This is a genomic window from Ruegeria sp. AG1 (assembly GCF_056541705.1).
On the sequence record NZ_JBQFYU010000003.1, the window covers coordinates 307,063 to 322,080 of the forward strand.

General features: G+C 55.5%; 17 protein-coding genes. 9 read left to right on the forward strand and 8 right to left on the reverse strand.

The genetic code is table 11. The features are described from left to right. Positions 1 to 4 precede the first annotated feature (4 nt). The 4 genes from ACR0B5_RS05985 to ACR0B5_RS06000 all read left to right on the forward strand — a co-directional run bounded on the left by ACR0B5_RS05985 (position 5) and on the right by ACR0B5_RS06000 (position 3,459). A complete protein-coding gene (locus ACR0B5_RS05985; protein ID WP_480539149.1) occupies positions 5 to 1,030 on the forward strand; it encodes a helix-turn-helix domain-containing protein in 1,026 nt (341 codons plus the stop codon). A 211-nt stretch (positions 1,031 to 1,241) separates the two neighbouring features. Continuing rightward, positions 1,242 to 1,568, forward strand: coding sequence for a hypothetical protein (locus ACR0B5_RS05990; protein ID WP_480539151.1), 327 nt, complete (start codon positions 1,242 to 1,244; stop codon positions 1,566 to 1,568). 82 nt (positions 1,569 to 1,650) lie between these two features. Beyond that, on the forward strand, positions 1,651 to 1,938 hold the full coding sequence (locus tag ACR0B5_RS05995) for a hypothetical protein (protein WP_480539153.1): 288 nt from the start codon (positions 1,651 to 1,653) through the stop codon (positions 1,936 to 1,938). A gap of 75 nt (positions 1,939 to 2,013) precedes the next feature. Beyond that, entirely contained in the window at positions 2,014 to 3,459 is a 1,446-nt protein-coding gene (locus ACR0B5_RS06000; protein WP_480539317.1) for an amidohydrolase, read from the forward strand. Between the two features lie 349 nt (positions 3,460 to 3,808). Here the strand turns inward: ACR0B5_RS06000 and ACR0B5_RS06005 are convergent, their stop codons facing one another. Next, positions 3,809 to 4,060, reverse strand: coding sequence for a hypothetical protein (locus ACR0B5_RS06005; RefSeq protein ID WP_480539154.1), 252 nt, complete (start codon positions 4,058 to 4,060; stop codon positions 3,809 to 3,811). Positions 4,061 to 4,414: 354 nt separating this feature from the next. Then, positions 4,415 to 5,194 carry an AraC family transcriptional regulator gene (locus tag ACR0B5_RS06010; RefSeq protein ID WP_480539156.1) on the reverse strand — a complete coding sequence of 260 codons (780 nt, stop codon included), beginning with the start codon at positions 5,192 to 5,194 and terminating at the stop codon, positions 4,415 to 4,417. Between the two features lie 119 nt (positions 5,195 to 5,313). On the opposite strand from ACR0B5_RS06010, the gene ACR0B5_RS06015 reads away from it, so the two are divergent. The 4 genes from ACR0B5_RS06015 to ACR0B5_RS06030 all read left to right on the forward strand — a co-directional run bounded on the left by ACR0B5_RS06015 (position 5,314) and on the right by ACR0B5_RS06030 (position 8,226). Beyond that, a complete protein-coding gene (locus tag ACR0B5_RS06015) occupies positions 5,314 to 6,564 on the forward strand; it encodes an MFS transporter (protein WP_480539158.1) in 1,251 nt (416 codons plus the stop codon). Between the two features lie 75 nt (positions 6,565 to 6,639). Then, complete coding sequence (locus tag ACR0B5_RS06020) at positions 6,640 to 7,056, forward strand: VOC family protein (protein ID WP_480539160.1); 417 nt, start codon at positions 6,640 to 6,642, stop codon at positions 7,054 to 7,056. A gap of 335 nt (positions 7,057 to 7,391) precedes the next feature. Then, entirely contained in the window at positions 7,392 to 7,853 is a 462-nt protein-coding gene (locus ACR0B5_RS06025) for a DUF2087 domain-containing protein (protein ID WP_480539162.1), read from the forward strand. Beyond that, on the forward strand, positions 7,846 to 8,226 hold the full coding sequence (locus ACR0B5_RS06030) for a GFA family protein (protein WP_480539164.1): 381 nt from the start codon (positions 7,846 to 7,848) through the stop codon (positions 8,224 to 8,226). Before ACR0B5_RS06025 ends, ACR0B5_RS06030 begins: the two co-directional genes overlap by 8 nt. An 80-nt stretch (positions 8,227 to 8,306) precedes the next feature. Here ACR0B5_RS06030 and ACR0B5_RS06035 read toward each other — a convergent pair whose 3' ends face one another. Both ACR0B5_RS06035 and ACR0B5_RS06040 read right to left on the reverse strand, forming a co-directional pair. After that, a complete protein-coding gene (locus ACR0B5_RS06035; RefSeq protein WP_480539166.1) occupies positions 8,307 to 9,635 on the reverse strand; it encodes an MATE family efflux transporter in 1,329 nt (442 codons plus the stop codon). A gap of 256 nt (positions 9,636 to 9,891) precedes the next feature. Next, complete coding sequence (locus ACR0B5_RS06040; protein ID WP_480539168.1) at positions 9,892 to 10,656, reverse strand: MmyB family transcriptional regulator; 765 nt, start codon at positions 10,654 to 10,656, stop codon at positions 9,892 to 9,894. A gap of 105 nt (positions 10,657 to 10,761) precedes the next feature. Between ACR0B5_RS06040 and ACR0B5_RS06045 the strand changes: the two genes are divergently transcribed. Beyond that, positions 10,762 to 11,190: a hypothetical protein gene (locus ACR0B5_RS06045; RefSeq protein WP_480539170.1), complete on the forward strand. Its 429-nt coding sequence runs from the start codon at positions 10,762 to 10,764 to the stop codon at positions 11,188 to 11,190. A gap of 49 nt (positions 11,191 to 11,239) precedes the next feature. Here ACR0B5_RS06045 and ACR0B5_RS06050 read toward each other — a convergent pair whose 3' ends face one another. Genes ACR0B5_RS06050 through ACR0B5_RS06065 form a run of 4 tightly spaced genes read right to left on the reverse strand, consistent with a single transcriptional unit; the run spans position 11,240 to position 14,989 of the window. Beyond that, positions 11,240 to 12,013 carry a heme ABC transporter ATP-binding protein gene (locus ACR0B5_RS06050; protein WP_480539172.1) on the reverse strand — a complete coding sequence of 258 codons (774 nt, stop codon included), beginning with the start codon at positions 12,011 to 12,013 and terminating at the stop codon, positions 11,240 to 11,242. Between the two features lie 2 nt (positions 12,014 to 12,015). After that, on the reverse strand, positions 12,016 to 13,089 hold the full coding sequence (locus ACR0B5_RS06055; RefSeq protein ID WP_480539174.1) for a FecCD family ABC transporter permease: 1,074 nt from the start codon (positions 13,087 to 13,089) through the stop codon (positions 12,016 to 12,018). Further along, entirely contained in the window at positions 13,086 to 13,937 is an 852-nt protein-coding gene (locus tag ACR0B5_RS06060) for a heme/hemin ABC transporter substrate-binding protein (protein WP_480539176.1), read from the reverse strand. Before ACR0B5_RS06060 ends, ACR0B5_RS06055 begins: the two co-directional genes overlap by 4 nt. Continuing rightward, a complete protein-coding gene (locus ACR0B5_RS06065; protein ID WP_480539178.1) occupies positions 13,937 to 14,989 on the reverse strand; it encodes a hemin-degrading factor in 1,053 nt (350 codons plus the stop codon). Before ACR0B5_RS06065 ends, ACR0B5_RS06060 begins: the two co-directional genes overlap by 1 nt. Positions 14,990 to 15,018 lie beyond the last annotated feature (29 nt).

Consider the following 15,018-nt stretch of genomic DNA (forward strand, 5'->3'; position numbering starts at 1 on the left):
CGACATGGACGTATTTGACCAAAACACAAAGAAGGCCTTGCCGCTGGTTCGGGCATCGGTTGCTGCACCCGTGGTAGCTGCTTTGCGTGGCGCCGGTGTTGAACCAGCCTTCGTTCTAGACCCTCTGGGCGTGAGCGAAGCTCAGGTGATGGATCGCCAGAATTTCCTGCCACATGAGACGATTTACAAAATCCATCAAGCCGCTGCTGACGCAACATCACCAGACTTCTGCGCGCAAGTTGGTCAATCAATTGACCTTGTTCGGTTTCTGCCTCTTGGTGACATGTTGGCCGAGGCGTTGACGCTGGGCGACTTCTTTACGCGCTACACTCAAGCCGTCTCGAAAGAATCCAACGCTGTCACACAATCGCTGCTTGTCGAAGGCGAGCACGCTTATTTCAGTGCCAAGCGGAATTTCAGCATTTCGGTTTCGCCCGGACAGACCGACGCATTTCTGGCGAGCATTTGGATATCACTACTGCACCGGGTTTTGGATTTCAGGTGGGACCCGAGCCAAATCATTTTACGGGTAAGCGAACCTGACGTGCTACCTAGGCACTTTCATGGAGTTCAAGCTATCAAGTGCGGCCCACAGGGTTTTTCGATCCGGTTTCCCTCACCCTGGCTGAGCCATCAGTTGCTCTCGGAAACATTGGAAAACCCGTCAGACCTGACAAGCCCTACCCTCGATCAGCATGCGCCTCAAGATTTCTTAGCCGGGCTTCAGGGCCTGATCCGAATTCATCTTGGCGAGCCGGGATTTGGCGTAGACGAACTGGCGCGCCTGTGTGGTTTCCACCGGGAGACTTTGAACAATCGGCTGGCCCCTTATGGGCTATCAGCATCTCAGGTCATATCTGGCGTCAAATTGGAAGAGGCAAAGGAGCTGTTGGGTCCGGTAGGGAAGTCCGTTGGTGAGACCGCACTGCGGCTTGGCTACGCAGACGCCACCGCGTTTTCGAGGGCATTCCGAAAATGGTGTGGGATGTCGCCTTCGGCTTATAGGAACGTGGTGAAAGGACGGGCCTAAAAAACTTGCGCCGGTTTGATCGCTTGTTGCTCGCGGTCTTTTCTTTTGGCATGGGATGAAAACACTAGCCGAAAATCGCCTAAGTTGCGCGCAATAAAGCGAAAATCTAATCGAATGCCTACAATACTATTTACTCATGTCACGTTCTGCGAAAAATTGGAATTTCAAGACCTTGATTTGAACGCTCGTTTCGGACTGCGACCAAGCAATAGTGCTCGATGCGGAGAATGGCAAATCTGAGACCCAAGCGGCTATTGGCACTTGTCACAAATTCCGCATTAACGTGGTCGTGAAAGATTGGCGCGTTCTCCAAGGTCGATTGGAATTTTCCTTTCTTGGTTCGAGCATCCCGGTGCTAGGCTCAGACCAGCTTCACCTTATTGAGAAATTAACAATTATTTCCACTCTGAATGTCACCCGCCGCACGGCAATGACCATCCTTGGCACTGCGCCGATGATCGCGATTGCTAAAGCCAGTTTCAGTCATGCGGCATCATCTTTGCAAGATTTTGGGAGCCAGCTCCAAACACTGCCGTAAATCATGGTCTACACAGCGCGGCGGGTCATCACTATGGAGGGCAATGACCCTGCTATCAACGCGGTAGCTGTCGTCGGAGACCGTGTTCTGGCTGCGGGTCCAAAAAAAAGAAATAGTCGACAGGATCGGATCGCAACCCTATCGATTGGACGATCGGTTCTCTGAAAAAGTCATTATTGAGGGTTTGATCGACCAGCACGTGCATCCATTCCTCGCTGGATTTACCCTGACGACCGAGATCATATCGATAGAAGATTGGAATATTCCGACTGGATCTTCAAAAGCTGCTAAGGGTGAGGCGGACTACCGGTCCCGTTTGCAGGCAGCCGAAGCGGCTATGGATGATCCTGACGCATTGTTGTTGACTTAGGGTTACCACCATTTCTTTCACGGGCTGATCAGACGATCGCAACTCGACGAGAAAAGCAGCACGCGTCCAATCATCATCGTCCACCGATCTGCGCATGAGTTAATCCTTAACAAACCGGCTTTGGAACTTCTGGGCATCACCCAAGAATTCGTCGTTAGCTTTAAGGGGCTCGCACTTGAGCAATCTAGCTTCGATGAAGGGTATTTCTTTGAGGCAGGAATGTTCGCCGTTCTTCCGGCGGTCGCACCGGTGCTTGCAACGCCAGAGCGATTGGACGCAGTTCTCAGGCTGGCGCGCGAGTATATGCATCGTACTGGCGTCACGGTTGCCGCGGAGCCAGGAGGCGTGCTGTCCCGACCTCTTCAAGAGGCGACCAACGCTGTCTTTTCGGGCCCCGACGCACCGCTTCGAACGTATTTCATAGCTGATGGTAATTCGCTTGCTGCCGCACACTTCCAGAAAGGCTCGATGATCGAGGAGACCGAAAAGCTGCTCGATTGGGGAGCGGGCAAGACGGCTTTCATGCCAAAGCAGGAAAAACTCTTCGCCGATGGTGCCGTTTACAGTTTGGCAATGCAGGTATCGAAGCCTTACTCAGGTGGCGATTTCCACGGCGAGTGGATCATGCAACCCGACGAGTTCAACCCGGGGTTTGATGCATATTGGGAAGCCGGCTATCAGATACATGTTCAACAGACCGGCGACCTTGCCGTAGATTTAATCTTGGACGCCGTTGAACGGAACATGCGTCGGATGCTACGCGCAGATCATCGAACCACGCTGGTCTATTTTGGGTATGCTCGTAAAGATCAGGCGGATCGGATTGCCGAACTAGGCTGCATTGTCAGTGGAAATCCTTACTACGTTAACGCGCTGTCAGATCGATACAGCGAGCTTGGACTGGGTCCAGAACGTGCAGATGACACTATACCCCTTGGCACAATCAAGGCCAAAGGTACTCTTATCTCTTTCCACTCTGACGTACCGATGGCCCCCGGAAAACCGCTGTTCCTCGTGTGGGCTGGTGTAAACCGAACAACCTTCTCTGGCCGGGTCGCGGGTCCTGAACACCGCTTGTCCGTCGAAGACGCTCTGCGGGCCGTGACCCTCGATGCAGCACAGTCCTTGCGATTGGAGGATGAGATTGGCTCTATCGCTCCTGGTAAGTTGGCAAACTTCACCATCCTTGAAGAAGACCCATTTGAAGTGGAGGCGGGCAAGATAAAAGACATCGGTATCTGGGGGACCGTACTTGAGGGTGACGTATTTCCCCTATTTGACGACTTCGATCTTGACCGCGCGTCATTGTCGCCGCCAAAGGAAACAATATCTCCCCCGACGAAACCGCTATACGCGCTTGCTGACGTATCGGTTATCGCACAAAAAGGCATGCTGACCGGATGCTCCTGTTGCGCTTCGCCTGTATCTCAGTCGTGCACACCTTCTGTTGCGAGACCAACGCATTGGGGTGGGCTGTCGTGTCCGAGTGGGCATCGAAAGCGTAGTTTTTTATCCAATTGAGCGCGGGCTTCAAACGTCGACACCGATCCCTATCCTACGTCTTATTGCTCGTAGGCTACTGCACTGAGATCCTATTTTCACTCTTGGTACGGAAGCCAGTAGATTAGACTTTTATGCATACGAATGCGAGAAACCGCTAAGTTCTGAACGGCAGGACGAGCAATCCAAATAAAGCCTGTGCATGAGTGTCAGGCATTGCATTTTTGTGGCTCATATGCACCCAACGATCATAACCATTCTACAAGCTTTGCGCTTGTCACATCGAGCCTCCTTGCTAGCGTGCCTACGCGTAGAAAGGCGGATTACCAACGAAAATACGACTAACATGGCAAGTCGATATTGCTGCCTTTCAGGAGTTGTCTTGCGGCACAGAACTCTTCCCTACTGAAATGTTGGGTAGTTTCCTATCCGACGGTGAAAGCTCTGATACTTGGCTGTCCTGCACAGCAAACGTTTCGCTTTCCGCTTCTGCTACGCAGTCCCAGATACACTTGCTGAAGGTGCATGGAGTATGCTCGCCATCGCAATTGTGCCAACCGATCAGGGAAACGGTTTTTGCGGCGCCATCGCTGAGCACCCGGAGGTCAAACTCAAGGAACATGTGCAGCGCACCTAGATAACTGAAACTTCAGGCACATACGAGTTCGCACAGACACGCGAGTTTTATCGCAAGAACGGCTATAGCGTAGGAGTTCGTATCAGGGATTTTTGGGCGGCAGGGTATGATAGAGTTTTCTTCTGGAGGCCGCTAATATAACCCTTGGGAGCCGGTGCTGACCTTTCATGTGGCAGGTCAGGTTCATTTTTTGCTCGATTTGACGCTGGCGGCATGGTCCCGCGTTGCCGTCATCCAACGAAAATCAGATTGCGCGGGCGAAGCGAATGGCAGGTTCGACGGGTCGCAACGCAGTATCACTTTTGGTGGATTGATCTCCCATTTGGGACGATTGCTTAGTCAATTTGGAACAACAGTTCGGTTTTTCAAAACTTCTCTCGGACTTATGCCAAGCGTTTGTCGGAACATGTAGCTGAACGCGCTCGTTGACCCGTATCCCATGTCAAACGCCACCGAAGTTACACTTGCACCTGATGCAAGCAGTGAGACAGCATGAAGGACCCTTACCTGCCGTAACCATTTTGACGGTGGCATGCCCGTTTCTGCAATGAAAAGTCGTTCAATGGTCTTTCGACTTGCAGGCACATCTGACAACCAAGCCATTACCGAGCGAACGCTGCCTGGGTCATCAAGGGCAGATTGCGCAATTCCCTGCAGTCGCGCGTCTTTCGGCAAAGCCAGAGTGAGCGGTACGTCCTTTGCAGCGAGCAACTCGTGTCTGAGAAGGGTGTGCAGCGCTGCGTTGTGATCGGTCGTACGCGTATTTGTGGCCTCTGGCATCGCTGCAACGAACAGCGCATCAAGAAGCGGCGTCATAGCGACGACCCGGCAGGCGGGACCAAGCCGCACCGCCTCATCACAATTGACATCCACGTAGTGCATGACGTTGTTCGAACCGTAGCGCATCCAGTGCTGTTGGTCGGGGGGGATCCAAATCGCCATGGCCGGGCTTAGGAGCAGAACTCGGTCAGGTGTGCCCACATACATCGAGCCCGAAGCTGCGGAGATGAGTTGGCCAAAATCGTGACTATGCCAGTCGTAGCTTTCGCCTGACACTGGCTTGATTGTCTCCCCGAGATATCTGGGGCGATCAGCTTGTTTTGTTAAGCTTTCAGACAATGACGATTCCTCGATGGTAGTAGCCTTGATTTCGACAGACAGACATATCACCGCTAGCTAGGTATTACCAATCCGTTGGGCATTGGGTCCGATGTGTCGCTCTGAAAGAAAAAGCTACCATGGCAAACCGAACCCTGATGGCCTGGTTCGCCGTGGGCCACTTCGCGAACGACTGGCCAATCGCAGCTCTGTGGCTGATCGTGCCCGCTGCTGGCCTTTCAATGCACCTTTCGCCTGCCGAGGTCGGCTTGCTTTTCACGCTGTTCACCATTGGCGGTGCTTTGGCCTATGTGCCTGCAGGTCTGGTGGCGGACCATGTCTCCAACAGAGGTTGCCTTCTCGTCAGCACCTTCTTTTGGGTCGCTATCGGCTACGCGATTGCATCACTGGCTCCGGGGTTTTGGAGCCTAGCTGTGCTTTTGGCGATTGCTGGGATGGGAAATGCGGCCTGGCATCCGATTGCAACGGGTGTGTTGACGAGCGCCAACAGGAACACTTGCGCCCGTGCCTTGGGTATACATGCGGTTGGCGGTTCGCTCGCCGAAGTCTTGGCTCCACTGTCTGTCGGTTTGGTTCTATCGACGGTTGATTGGCGTGGTGCTCTGGTCGTTTCGGTGCTGCCGACTGTTTTCGTCGGTCTGTGCTTCCTAAGAGTAGCTCAAGCAGTCCCAGCCGTCAAAAATCCGCGTGTGAACCGACAAGACATTTCGGAGCTGATGCAGGCATGGCGGAGCCGAAGCGGGTTGCGCCTCGTCGCGACAGTTTCACTCTACAACATGGTACTGATCGGATTGTTGAGCATGATACCGTTCTATCTGGCGACAGCTCACGGTTTTGCACCAGGAACCATCGGGATCGCCTTCGCGGCTATCGTCTTAAGTGGTTCACTGGCTCAGCCGTGGGTTGGATCAATTTCCGACAGGATTGGCCGCTTGCCGGTACTTGCAACCGGAAATGGGTTTGCGGCCTTTGCAATTGGCACACTGATGTTCGATCCTCCGTTCTGGATCATGATCGCCATGATGACGCTTGGGGTTGCGTCGTTGGACGCAGTTCGGCCGGTGATCCTTGCGGCGGCTGTTGATCATTCGGATCGAAGTGAAGCCACCACGCTGGGTTGTGCATTCGCGATATTGGATGGCGTAGGCGCGTTTGGAGCGGTGCTAGCTGGAGTAGCGGCAGGTTTTTCATGGGGTGTCATGTTTGGCCTCGGCGCCTCCCTCGCAGTTACTGTAACTTTACTAAGCGTTGGGGGCCTGCGTAGGTCAAAGCGATACAGCAATCCCACTTTGGTGACCCCGACAAGAGGAAAACGCTTGACGATCGAAGAAGCCAAAGCTGAGCATGCGAGGCGATACTGGTTTCTCTAGGCAAAAGTTGGGGATTGCAAAGGGTATTTAGACGGATTTCAGTTAGAAAAAACAACCTTTTAAGGAACCTAGACAATGATCGCATACATTACTGTTGGTGCCGACGACTTAGGGCTTGCGGAACGCTTCTATTCCGCGTTCCTGCCGGATCTTGGTTATCAACTGGAGTACTATCACGGTGATCTGAGCTATGCGTTACCTGCGAAACCAGGACAAACACCAAACCTACCTGAGTTCTATGTCAAATCCCCCTTCGATGGGTCTCAGGCCTCGGCTGGAAACGGGACAATGATTGCCTTTGAGGCACGCAGTCAACAACAGGTTCGCGACCTTCATTCAGCCGCTGTTGAGGCCGGTGGGTCCGACGAGGGCGCGCCGGGCTTCCGAGAGTATTACGGACCAAGCTTCTTCGTCGGATACCTGCGCGACCCTCAGGGCAACAAGATCGCATTGTTCTCAAGCGATCCGAGCGAACCGGGGCGGGATGGATGACAGCAAAGGTAATGACGCAATGGCCATCAGAATGCAGCCTTGGCCAAAGTCGCAAAGATTGTTATCCCTCGTTCACGGTCGGCAGACACCGAGGCGTCGCTGCTCCTTTTGGAGAGCTAAACCTGCCAAAAAGAACAAACGGCATCGCACCATTCACTCAGATGAGAGCGCCGTTTCGTCAAGCCAGCGACCGACGATCCAGCACTGGCGCTCGAATTGGATGACCCATGCCTAGATTCCCTTTGCCGTTGTACACGGATGACCTGACTGGCTTTGTACGCTCCCTGTCCCAACAGTTGGGCGACGCAAGCCCATCGCACCTAGTGCTCATGAACATGGCTGCGCGTGCCGCGGGCTTTCAAAACCTACAACATATGCGATCGGTTCATGCGGCTGGGCAAAGACTGATCCGCTCAACTGACGTGCAGCCTTTTGATGCCCGAGCTGTAGAGCGTGCCGTGCATCAATTCGATGCCGTTGGTCGCCTCATTCGGTGGCCGTCCAAACGCAAAGTGCAGACGCTTGCTCTCTGGGCGCTTTGGGCGAGACTGCCTGCGGCAAAGCCTATGCAAGAACGTGAGGTAAATGAACGCCTTACCCTGGACCACCTCTTCGAAGATCCCGCAACACTTCGCCGAACAATGGTTTCTTGCGGTCTTCTCACCCGCCGCAACAATGGAACAGACTACCGGCGCATCGAACAGGAACCGCCAGCGGAGGCAAAAGCTCTGATCAAAGCTCTTAGCCTGCGACGTCGAACAAACTCGCAAAAAGCGAAGGAGGTGGGCCATGCATAAGGTTTCATGTCTCTGCGGCGCTGTGCGGATCGAATTGGACGGTCACCTACCGCGGCCCACTGCTTGCCACTGCCAGCAATACCGTAAGCATTCTGGTCACTACGAAGCCTCCATCGGCATTCCCCGGACGGCGCTTCGGGTAGAGGGAGAAGACGCGGTGCGATGGCACCATTCATCCGAGAAGGTCCGGCTGGGTTTCTGCGGCACGTGTGGTTCAACATTGTTCTGGGATCCGATCCACCATGACTGGACGGCTGTTGCCATGGGCACATTCGACGGACCAACGAACACCTCGCTCACATTGCATATCTTCGTGTCAGAGAAAGGCGACTACTACGAAATCGATGATGGACTGCCACAGAACGAACGTTAGCTCGGGCTATCGTTTCTTTTAGAGGACAGGAGCGGAAACTGCTCGCGGTTAAGTTTCTCTTATCGACCGGTTCCCACAATTCAGGACCTTGTCAGCGCCCAGAACCGCAAGGGCAGGGCGACGGCTGCTACCACCAAGCCAAGAGTGTAGCCGATCCAGACGCCGACCGCTCCGAGATCGAAAAGGAACCCAAGTGCATAACTGGCCGGCAAGGCAAGCGGCCAATAGGCCGTCAGTGTAATGATCGTCGGCAGGTTCATGTCCGACATTCCCCTTAGCGCACCCAACGCAGTTCCCTGAACGCCATCCGCAACCTGCAGCAGTGCCACGATGAAAAACAGCGTGACCGCGAGGTCAATGACGGCCGGGTCGTCCGACATGCTTTCCGCCATCAACCGGCCCGCAGTAATGAAGACGATGGCGGCAACCGCCTGCCAGAGTGTGACCATCAAAAAGGACGCCTTCAGGATCGGTCTGAGCCTTTCCTGACTACCTGCGCCGACTGCAAGACCCACACGGATCGAGGCTGCACCCGCCATGCCCAGCGGGATCATATAGGCCAGCCCCGCAAGCGCGTTGACGATTTGGTGGGCGGCCAGCGCCTCGGCCCCCAACCAGCCCATCATCAGGCCCACTACGGCGTAGGCTCCGCCTTCACCCGCATATCCAAGACAGAGCGGCAGGGCGTCCTTGGCCTGTGACCAGACATCCGCCCATGCAACGGTCACCCGCTGACGAAAGGCGGCCAGCCCAGGCGCGCGTATCAACACATAGATCCCGGCAACCAACGACGTACATTGCGAGAGTATGCTGGCCAGACCAGCGCCCAAAATTCCAAGATCAAGGATGTGAATGAAGGCATAGTTTGCCGGTACGTTGAACAGGACGCCCAGATAGGATAGCGCAACAGCCGTCCAAGGCCGTCCAACGGCGTCGAACAGAGCTTTCAGGCCGAAAAACAGAGTGAAAGGCACGATCCAGATCGCCATTGACATCCAGTACGGCAACAAGATCGCCAGAACCTCCTTCGGTTGACCCAAAGGCCCCAGCAACGGATAGAGTGCCATCATCACCAATGCCGCGCCGCCGCCGCCCAGAAGACACAGCAAAAGCCCGCTGCGCAGCGCCAGCGCAACCCGCGCAGCATCACGTGCACCCTCGGCTTGGCTGATCTGTACGGAAATAGCGGTGATCAAGCCCCAAAGAGCGGAAATCAGGATGATCAGAACGGCCGTGGTCACACCAGCCGCCGCCAGCGGGACCGTCCCGAGCGGAGAAATCATCGCCGTATCTACGACGCCGATCAATAGCGCTGCGGCCAGCCCGACCATCAGCGGAACGGCCAACCGGATCAGCGGTGTAAATTCGGCGCGGGTGGGCGCCTGCGAAATCAGGATTTGGTCTGTCATGGGTCACCTGCCGGACAACGTCCGGCGAAAAAGTCGCGGTATAGAGCTTGAGGCTCAGAATGAGAGGGGGCTGCTCAGCCCTGCGACGGGAACACCATGAAATTGGTCCTTTTAGGGACTAGGTTACAGGTAAGGTTCTAGGGGAAGAATTGTTTGACGTCCAGATCGCTTTTGCAGGGCGGTTTGTCGAATCTTGCCGGCTTTGGGAATGAGTGGGGATCATCGGGATGCGGTATGGCTCTGGTCAAACCATCATTTAACTGGCAGCCAATTGGGCAAGGTCACGCAGAAATTTAGCACTTTGGTCGTCGGCCGGAAAAAACAGCTCAATCTTCAAATCGTCCAGCGTGACGTCCGCGACTGTGCTGAATTGCGCAATGGTTCCAAACATGGAAAGCCTCTGACCACCAAAGCGGTATATCGTAGAAATTGTCGGCCCGATCGCCGCATCACTGCGGGCGTGCCCTTGTTGTGACAGAGCGCGCGCCGCGGTGTCCAGTGCGGGTATGCCGCCTGCGTTGGCGCTTTCTGCGCGCAGCCGCAACATCGTGTGATGCGCGACCTCGGGCCAGTTTTCGACAAGCTCAGGCATCACCGGACTGGTCAGCAGGTCCAGCAGGCTTTGCCCCTCACCGATTCCCAGCGGCTTGAAAAGCCTTTGTGCTCCGCTGTTGAGCATCACAACATTCCAGAGTCGGTCCAGAACCATTCCTGGGTAAGGGGCATGCTGCCGAAGTGTCCATTCGACCGCATCGCGGATTGGCGACATCGCCGCGTGATCAATCGGCGTTGCCGCAAAACGTGGCGCGAAGCCTTCGGCGCGCATCATCTGATTTCGGGTTTCGACCGGAAGGTTCATGACCTCGGACAGGTGAAGGATCATGTCTAGGCTGGGCCGGGACCGCCCTGTTTCAAGAAAGGAGATATGGCGCGCGCTGACCTCAGCTTCGACCGCAAGGTCCAACTGGCTCATGCGTCTACGCTTTCGCCACTCTTTCAGCATGCCGGGATAGGGTGTCATGACCTGAGTTTAGCAAGGGTCCGAACAGAATTCACTTACCTCTGAGGTAATTGATTTGGACCCGCCGCAAGTCTCATGAAGAGCAAATACTGAAAGGAGAAAGTCATGACCCAACAACAGTCGGCAATGCGTATTTCAGGCGGAGTTCTTGTTGCAACCGGGGTGCTCTTTGCTCTGGCCGCACTGCCGTTTCTGCACCCCGTCGCGCATATCTTTCTGCAAGTCGCGTATTGGCCAATTCACGCCGTTCCCTCGGAACTGACGGTTCCAGTGCCTTTACTGCTGGTTATCACCGGTGGCCTGACGGTCGGTCTAGGAGGAATGCAATGGGCGCTGGGCACATACGTTGCCCCGGTATCGGCGGTGGCTGCGACCAAGACTGCTCAGATTGCGGCATGGTCCTGGTTTTGCGTCGACAGTTCAGGCTCGATTTTGGTAGGGGCGCCCCTCAACGCCGTACTAAACCTGTCCTTTCTGGTACTGATCCTGTTGTCTTGCCGTGCCGGCTCGGCAAGCAAACACGCGACATCCTGACGTGAAGTGGAATTCACTGGGTTGGAAAAGTACGGAAGGACCATCCTATTCAGATCATCGCCTGCGGTAGAACAAATGGCATCCCGCGCGAAGGTATTGTGCTGATCGGTAAGTCGATACCGTAAACCTGCTGCATCGCCTCATTGTTGAGAACGTCGCACACTGTACCTGACGACCAGACCTTCCCTTCGCTCAGAATGTATACACTGTCGGCGAACAAAGCTGTCAGGTTCAGATCGTGCAAAACCACGACAACACCTCCGCCTTGGGCTGCGAAGTCCTGCGCGATGCGCAAAACGATGAACTGATGTGCGATGTCCAGGCTTGCAACGGGTTCATCCAGCAACAGCCAGCGCGGCTGATCCAGATCTTTGGTGTCCGAGACTTGCGTTAGAACTCGCGCCATCTGAACGCGTTGCTGCTCACCGCCAGATAGGTTCTGGTAGGACCGCGTTTCGAAGCCGCCGAGGTCAACTTGCATCAAAGCGCGAGACGGTAGTGTATCGTCGTCGGCAGCCAAGCCATTTGCTAGCCCGAGCCTGACGACCTCGTGCACAGAGAAGGGGAAAGCCACGGTTGTTGACTGCGGAAGAACGCCTCGTATAGCAGCCAATTCCCAGGGCTTTAATGTCGTGATCTCTTGGCCGTTTAATGTGATCCTGCCGGCGCTTTGGATTTCTCCCGACAGTGCTTTCAGCAAAGTCGATTTACCGGATCCATTCGGGCCGATGATGGCCGTGACTTGCCCGGGCTCTGCTTTAAGATCCACGCCTTTCAGGATCTCTTTGCTTCCGATGCGGACGCTTATGTTTTCAGCTTTCATACTTACATTCCCATTGAGCCATGGCGTCGAAGCAGGATCCAGAAAAACACCGGCGCGCCAAGGATTGCGGTCACGATCCCAATTGGTAGCTCAGCTGGAGCAACGATCACGCGGCTGATCATGTCTGCGCACAAAAGCAGCGTGGCCCCCAGCAGCGCTGAATTCATCAACAAGCGATGGTGGTCTGGTCCAGTACTGAGGCGCAGCAGATGGGGCACCACGATTCCGATAAAGCCTATGCCCCCCGACACGGCAACGGCGGCACCAGTTGCCCCAGCAACCGCCAGGATCGCGACGTTTTTGCTTCGCTGGACTGGAATACCCATGTGATGGGCAATGGCCTCACCCATCGCCAAACCGTTCAAAGCACGGGCAAGAAACTGTGTGCATACAATTGCGGTCAGAATAATCGGGGCAGCCGTTGCAACCTTTACCCACGTTGCGCCAGCAAGCGAACCCATACCCCAGAAGGTGAGGTCTCTGAGTTGCTGATCGTCAGCCATGTAGATCATCGCTCCGGATACAGCTCCGGCCAAAGCCGCCAGTGCAATGCCTGCAAGCAGCATTGTGGCGACCGATGTTTGCCCTTGACGCGTTGACACGCGATAAAGGATCAGAACCGAGGCCCATCCCCCCAGAAAGGCCGCAAAGGCAACCAGCCCGTCGCCTACCCAGGCGAGGACCGTGCGAGGCAGGAGGCCACCAAAGACGATGGCTGATATCGCGCCCAACCCGGCGCCCGCGCTGACACCGACGATCCCAGGATCGGCCAGCGGATTGCGGAACAGCCCTTGCATCACCGCGCCCGAGACTGCCAGCGCCGCACCAACAAGTATTCCCATAGCCAGACGGGGCAATCTAATGTCCCATAGAATGATCCGGTTCAGGTCCGACAACTCACGCCCCTGAAGTAAGTCCAAGACCGCAATCGACAGCGAGGCTTCGGACGCTCCAACCGAGACGCTGATCACACTTGTTACGGTCAGGACGACAACTAGAAACAGCGTCACGCGCCTGGCCCTGATCCTTCGCGCGTCAGCGCGCATCGGAGCGCCGTGGTCTAACGCCAGCGTCATGATCCGCTCGCGTTTTGCAGCGCCGACGATAGGTCCAAAATTGCATCCGCTGTACGCGGGCCAAAGCCCAGAAGATACGCACCCGGCATACGGATCAGGGCTTTGTTCTGCCCTGCCGGGGTCAGTTGGATCGCGGGCATTGCAAAAAGGTCTTCGTCCGAAGTTCCGTGATTGCCGCGCCGCTCCATCATCAGGATCACGTCGGGCGCGGTGACTGCCAACGCTTCTGACGTCATGGTCTTGAATCCATAAACGCCTGCCGCAGCATTTTCACCGCCCGCCATTCTGATAATGCTGTCGGCCTGTGTGTCGGCCCCGCCGACGGTGATTTCTCCATCCTGCGCCGAGAGGATGAACAACACATTCAAGGGGTCCGCATCCGCGGCGGCCGAGGCACTCTCTTGCGCCTGATCCAGTTGTTGAGCTGCGCTTGCGGCCAACTTTTCAGCCTCAGTCTCAACGCCCAAAGCAGCGCCCACTGCGCGGATTTTTTCCACTATCCCATCTCGGGTAAACTCTTCGTCGATTGTGACAAATTCCACACCGGCTTCTTGAAGCACCGAAATGGCATCTGGCGGGCCGGAGCCTTCCAATGCCAGGATTAGGTCGGGTGCGACGGACAGCACGCCTTCGGGCGAAAGAGCGCGCCGGTAGCCCACATCCGGCAAATCCATCGCATCGGCCGGGTAAGTTGAGGTCCGATCACGGCCCACCAGCCGGTCTTGTTGCCCGAGAGCATAGATGATCTCGGTGATTGAACTGCCGATCGCGATCACGCGTTGTTCTTCTGCTTGCAGAGTTGTGGCAGAGAGAAAAGCAGCCGTGCAGAGAGATAAAAGCTGTCGCATTACACCACCTCTTCTTCGGCTTTGTCGGATAACCCGGCGACCAGCGCATCCCAGGCGGGGCGGTGGTCAGTATCGCCGGCGCGTCGACCGAATATCTGGAAAATCAATCCGCCTTCAGCGTCAAACGCTTCAACTGAAACAGCGGGTCCTCGTTGGGTGGGTTTGGTGACGGCCCAGACCTCGGCAATATGATCGGTGCGCAGATGCAGGTTGAAATCTGGGTCCAACACGTTGAACCAAGGCCCCATCTGTTTCAGGGTTTTGACTGGGCCACCATGGATTTCAATGCAGCCGCGATTGCCGACAAAGACCATGACCTCAAGCCTTTGGTCGCGCACCTGTTCGAACATTTGCGGAGTTGTGTCTGGGTCAAGCGCCCGAACCAGAGGCGCACCGGCAATACGATACGCCCCCAACCGGTTCATCTTGAGCTTCGAAGTCAAGCGCAGGAACTGATGCGTGTCCGTCATCTTGGCCCACTCATTGCGAAGGATTTCAACCTTATCCGGATTGGCCTTAGGTGCCTCGGCTGGCTTGCGCTGCTCGACAGTCATCGTCTGCGATTGATCGTCCGCGGCCAGCGTCTGGACCAGATGTGCCCAGTGATCCAGATCTGAGCCGTCCCGCAGAAAAATCTTGTGAACCGCATCTCCGGCTGCATCAAATACTTGAATCGAGCGGCGTGTTCCGGAATCCGTTTCACGCTCGACCGCGAAGGCGTGAACCCAATGACTTGGGAACATGCGCAGGTCAATCTCTTGTGTCAGGACCATCGCGGCATGAGCGCCAGGGTGGTAGCTGTCGTATCGCCCGACTTTCTCAATCACGCAGGACGGGTTGCGTGTCAGCGCCATGACCTCTCCCAACCCGCTCAACTGACCAAAAAGCGCGTCTATGTCTGATTTCAGCCTTGTTGCGCCTTGCCCAGCGAAAGCCACCACCAGCTGCCCTTCGGACAAACCAAGTGATTCCGCCAGATCGCGATCACGTTTGCCAGCCTTCTCTGCATAGGCAGCACGAATATCCTGAGGGGCCGTAAGCACCTGTTCCATAGTGGATTTCCCATCTTCGAGTGGTTCTG

Coding starts and splice junctions, on each gene's coding strand:
- ACR0B5_RS06065 (WP_480539178.1), bottom strand. CDS start 14,989: ATGGAACAGGTGCTTACGGCCCCTCAGGATATTCGTGCTGCCTATGCA.
- ACR0B5_RS06030 (WP_480539164.1), top strand. CDS start 7,846: ATGCATAAGGTTTCATGTCTCTGCGGCGCTGTGCGGATCGAATTGGAC.
- ACR0B5_RS05985 (WP_480539149.1), top strand. CDS start 5: ATGGACGTATTTGACCAAAACACAAAGAAGGCCTTGCCGCTGGTTCGG.
- ACR0B5_RS06060 (WP_480539176.1), bottom strand. CDS start 13,937: ATGCGACAGCTTTTATCTCTCTGCACGGCTGCTTTTCTCTCTGCCACA.
- ACR0B5_RS06045 (WP_480539170.1), top strand. CDS start 10,762: ATGACCCAACAACAGTCGGCAATGCGTATTTCAGGCGGAGTTCTTGTT.
- ACR0B5_RS06055 (WP_480539174.1), bottom strand. CDS start 13,089: ATGACGCTGGCGTTAGACCACGGCGCTCCGATGCGCGCTGACGCGCGA.
- ACR0B5_RS06020 (WP_480539160.1), top strand. CDS start 6,640: ATGATCGCATACATTACTGTTGGTGCCGACGACTTAGGGCTTGCGGAA.
- ACR0B5_RS06015 (WP_480539158.1), top strand. CDS start 5,314: ATGGCAAACCGAACCCTGATGGCCTGGTTCGCCGTGGGCCACTTCGCG.
- ACR0B5_RS06050 (WP_480539172.1), bottom strand. CDS start 12,013: ATGAAAGCTGAAAACATAAGCGTCCGCATCGGAAGCAAAGAGATCCTG.
- ACR0B5_RS06040 (WP_480539168.1), bottom strand. CDS start 10,656: ATGACACCCTATCCCGGCATGCTGAAAGAGTGGCGAAAGCGTAGACGC.
- ACR0B5_RS06025 (WP_480539162.1), top strand. CDS start 7,392: ATGGCTGCGCGTGCCGCGGGCTTTCAAAACCTACAACATATGCGATCG.
- ACR0B5_RS06005 (WP_480539154.1), bottom strand. CDS start 4,060: ATGTTCCTTGAGTTTGACCTCCGGGTGCTCAGCGATGGCGCCGCAAAA.
- ACR0B5_RS06035 (WP_480539166.1), bottom strand. CDS start 9,635: ATGACAGACCAAATCCTGATTTCGCAGGCGCCCACCCGCGCCGAATTT.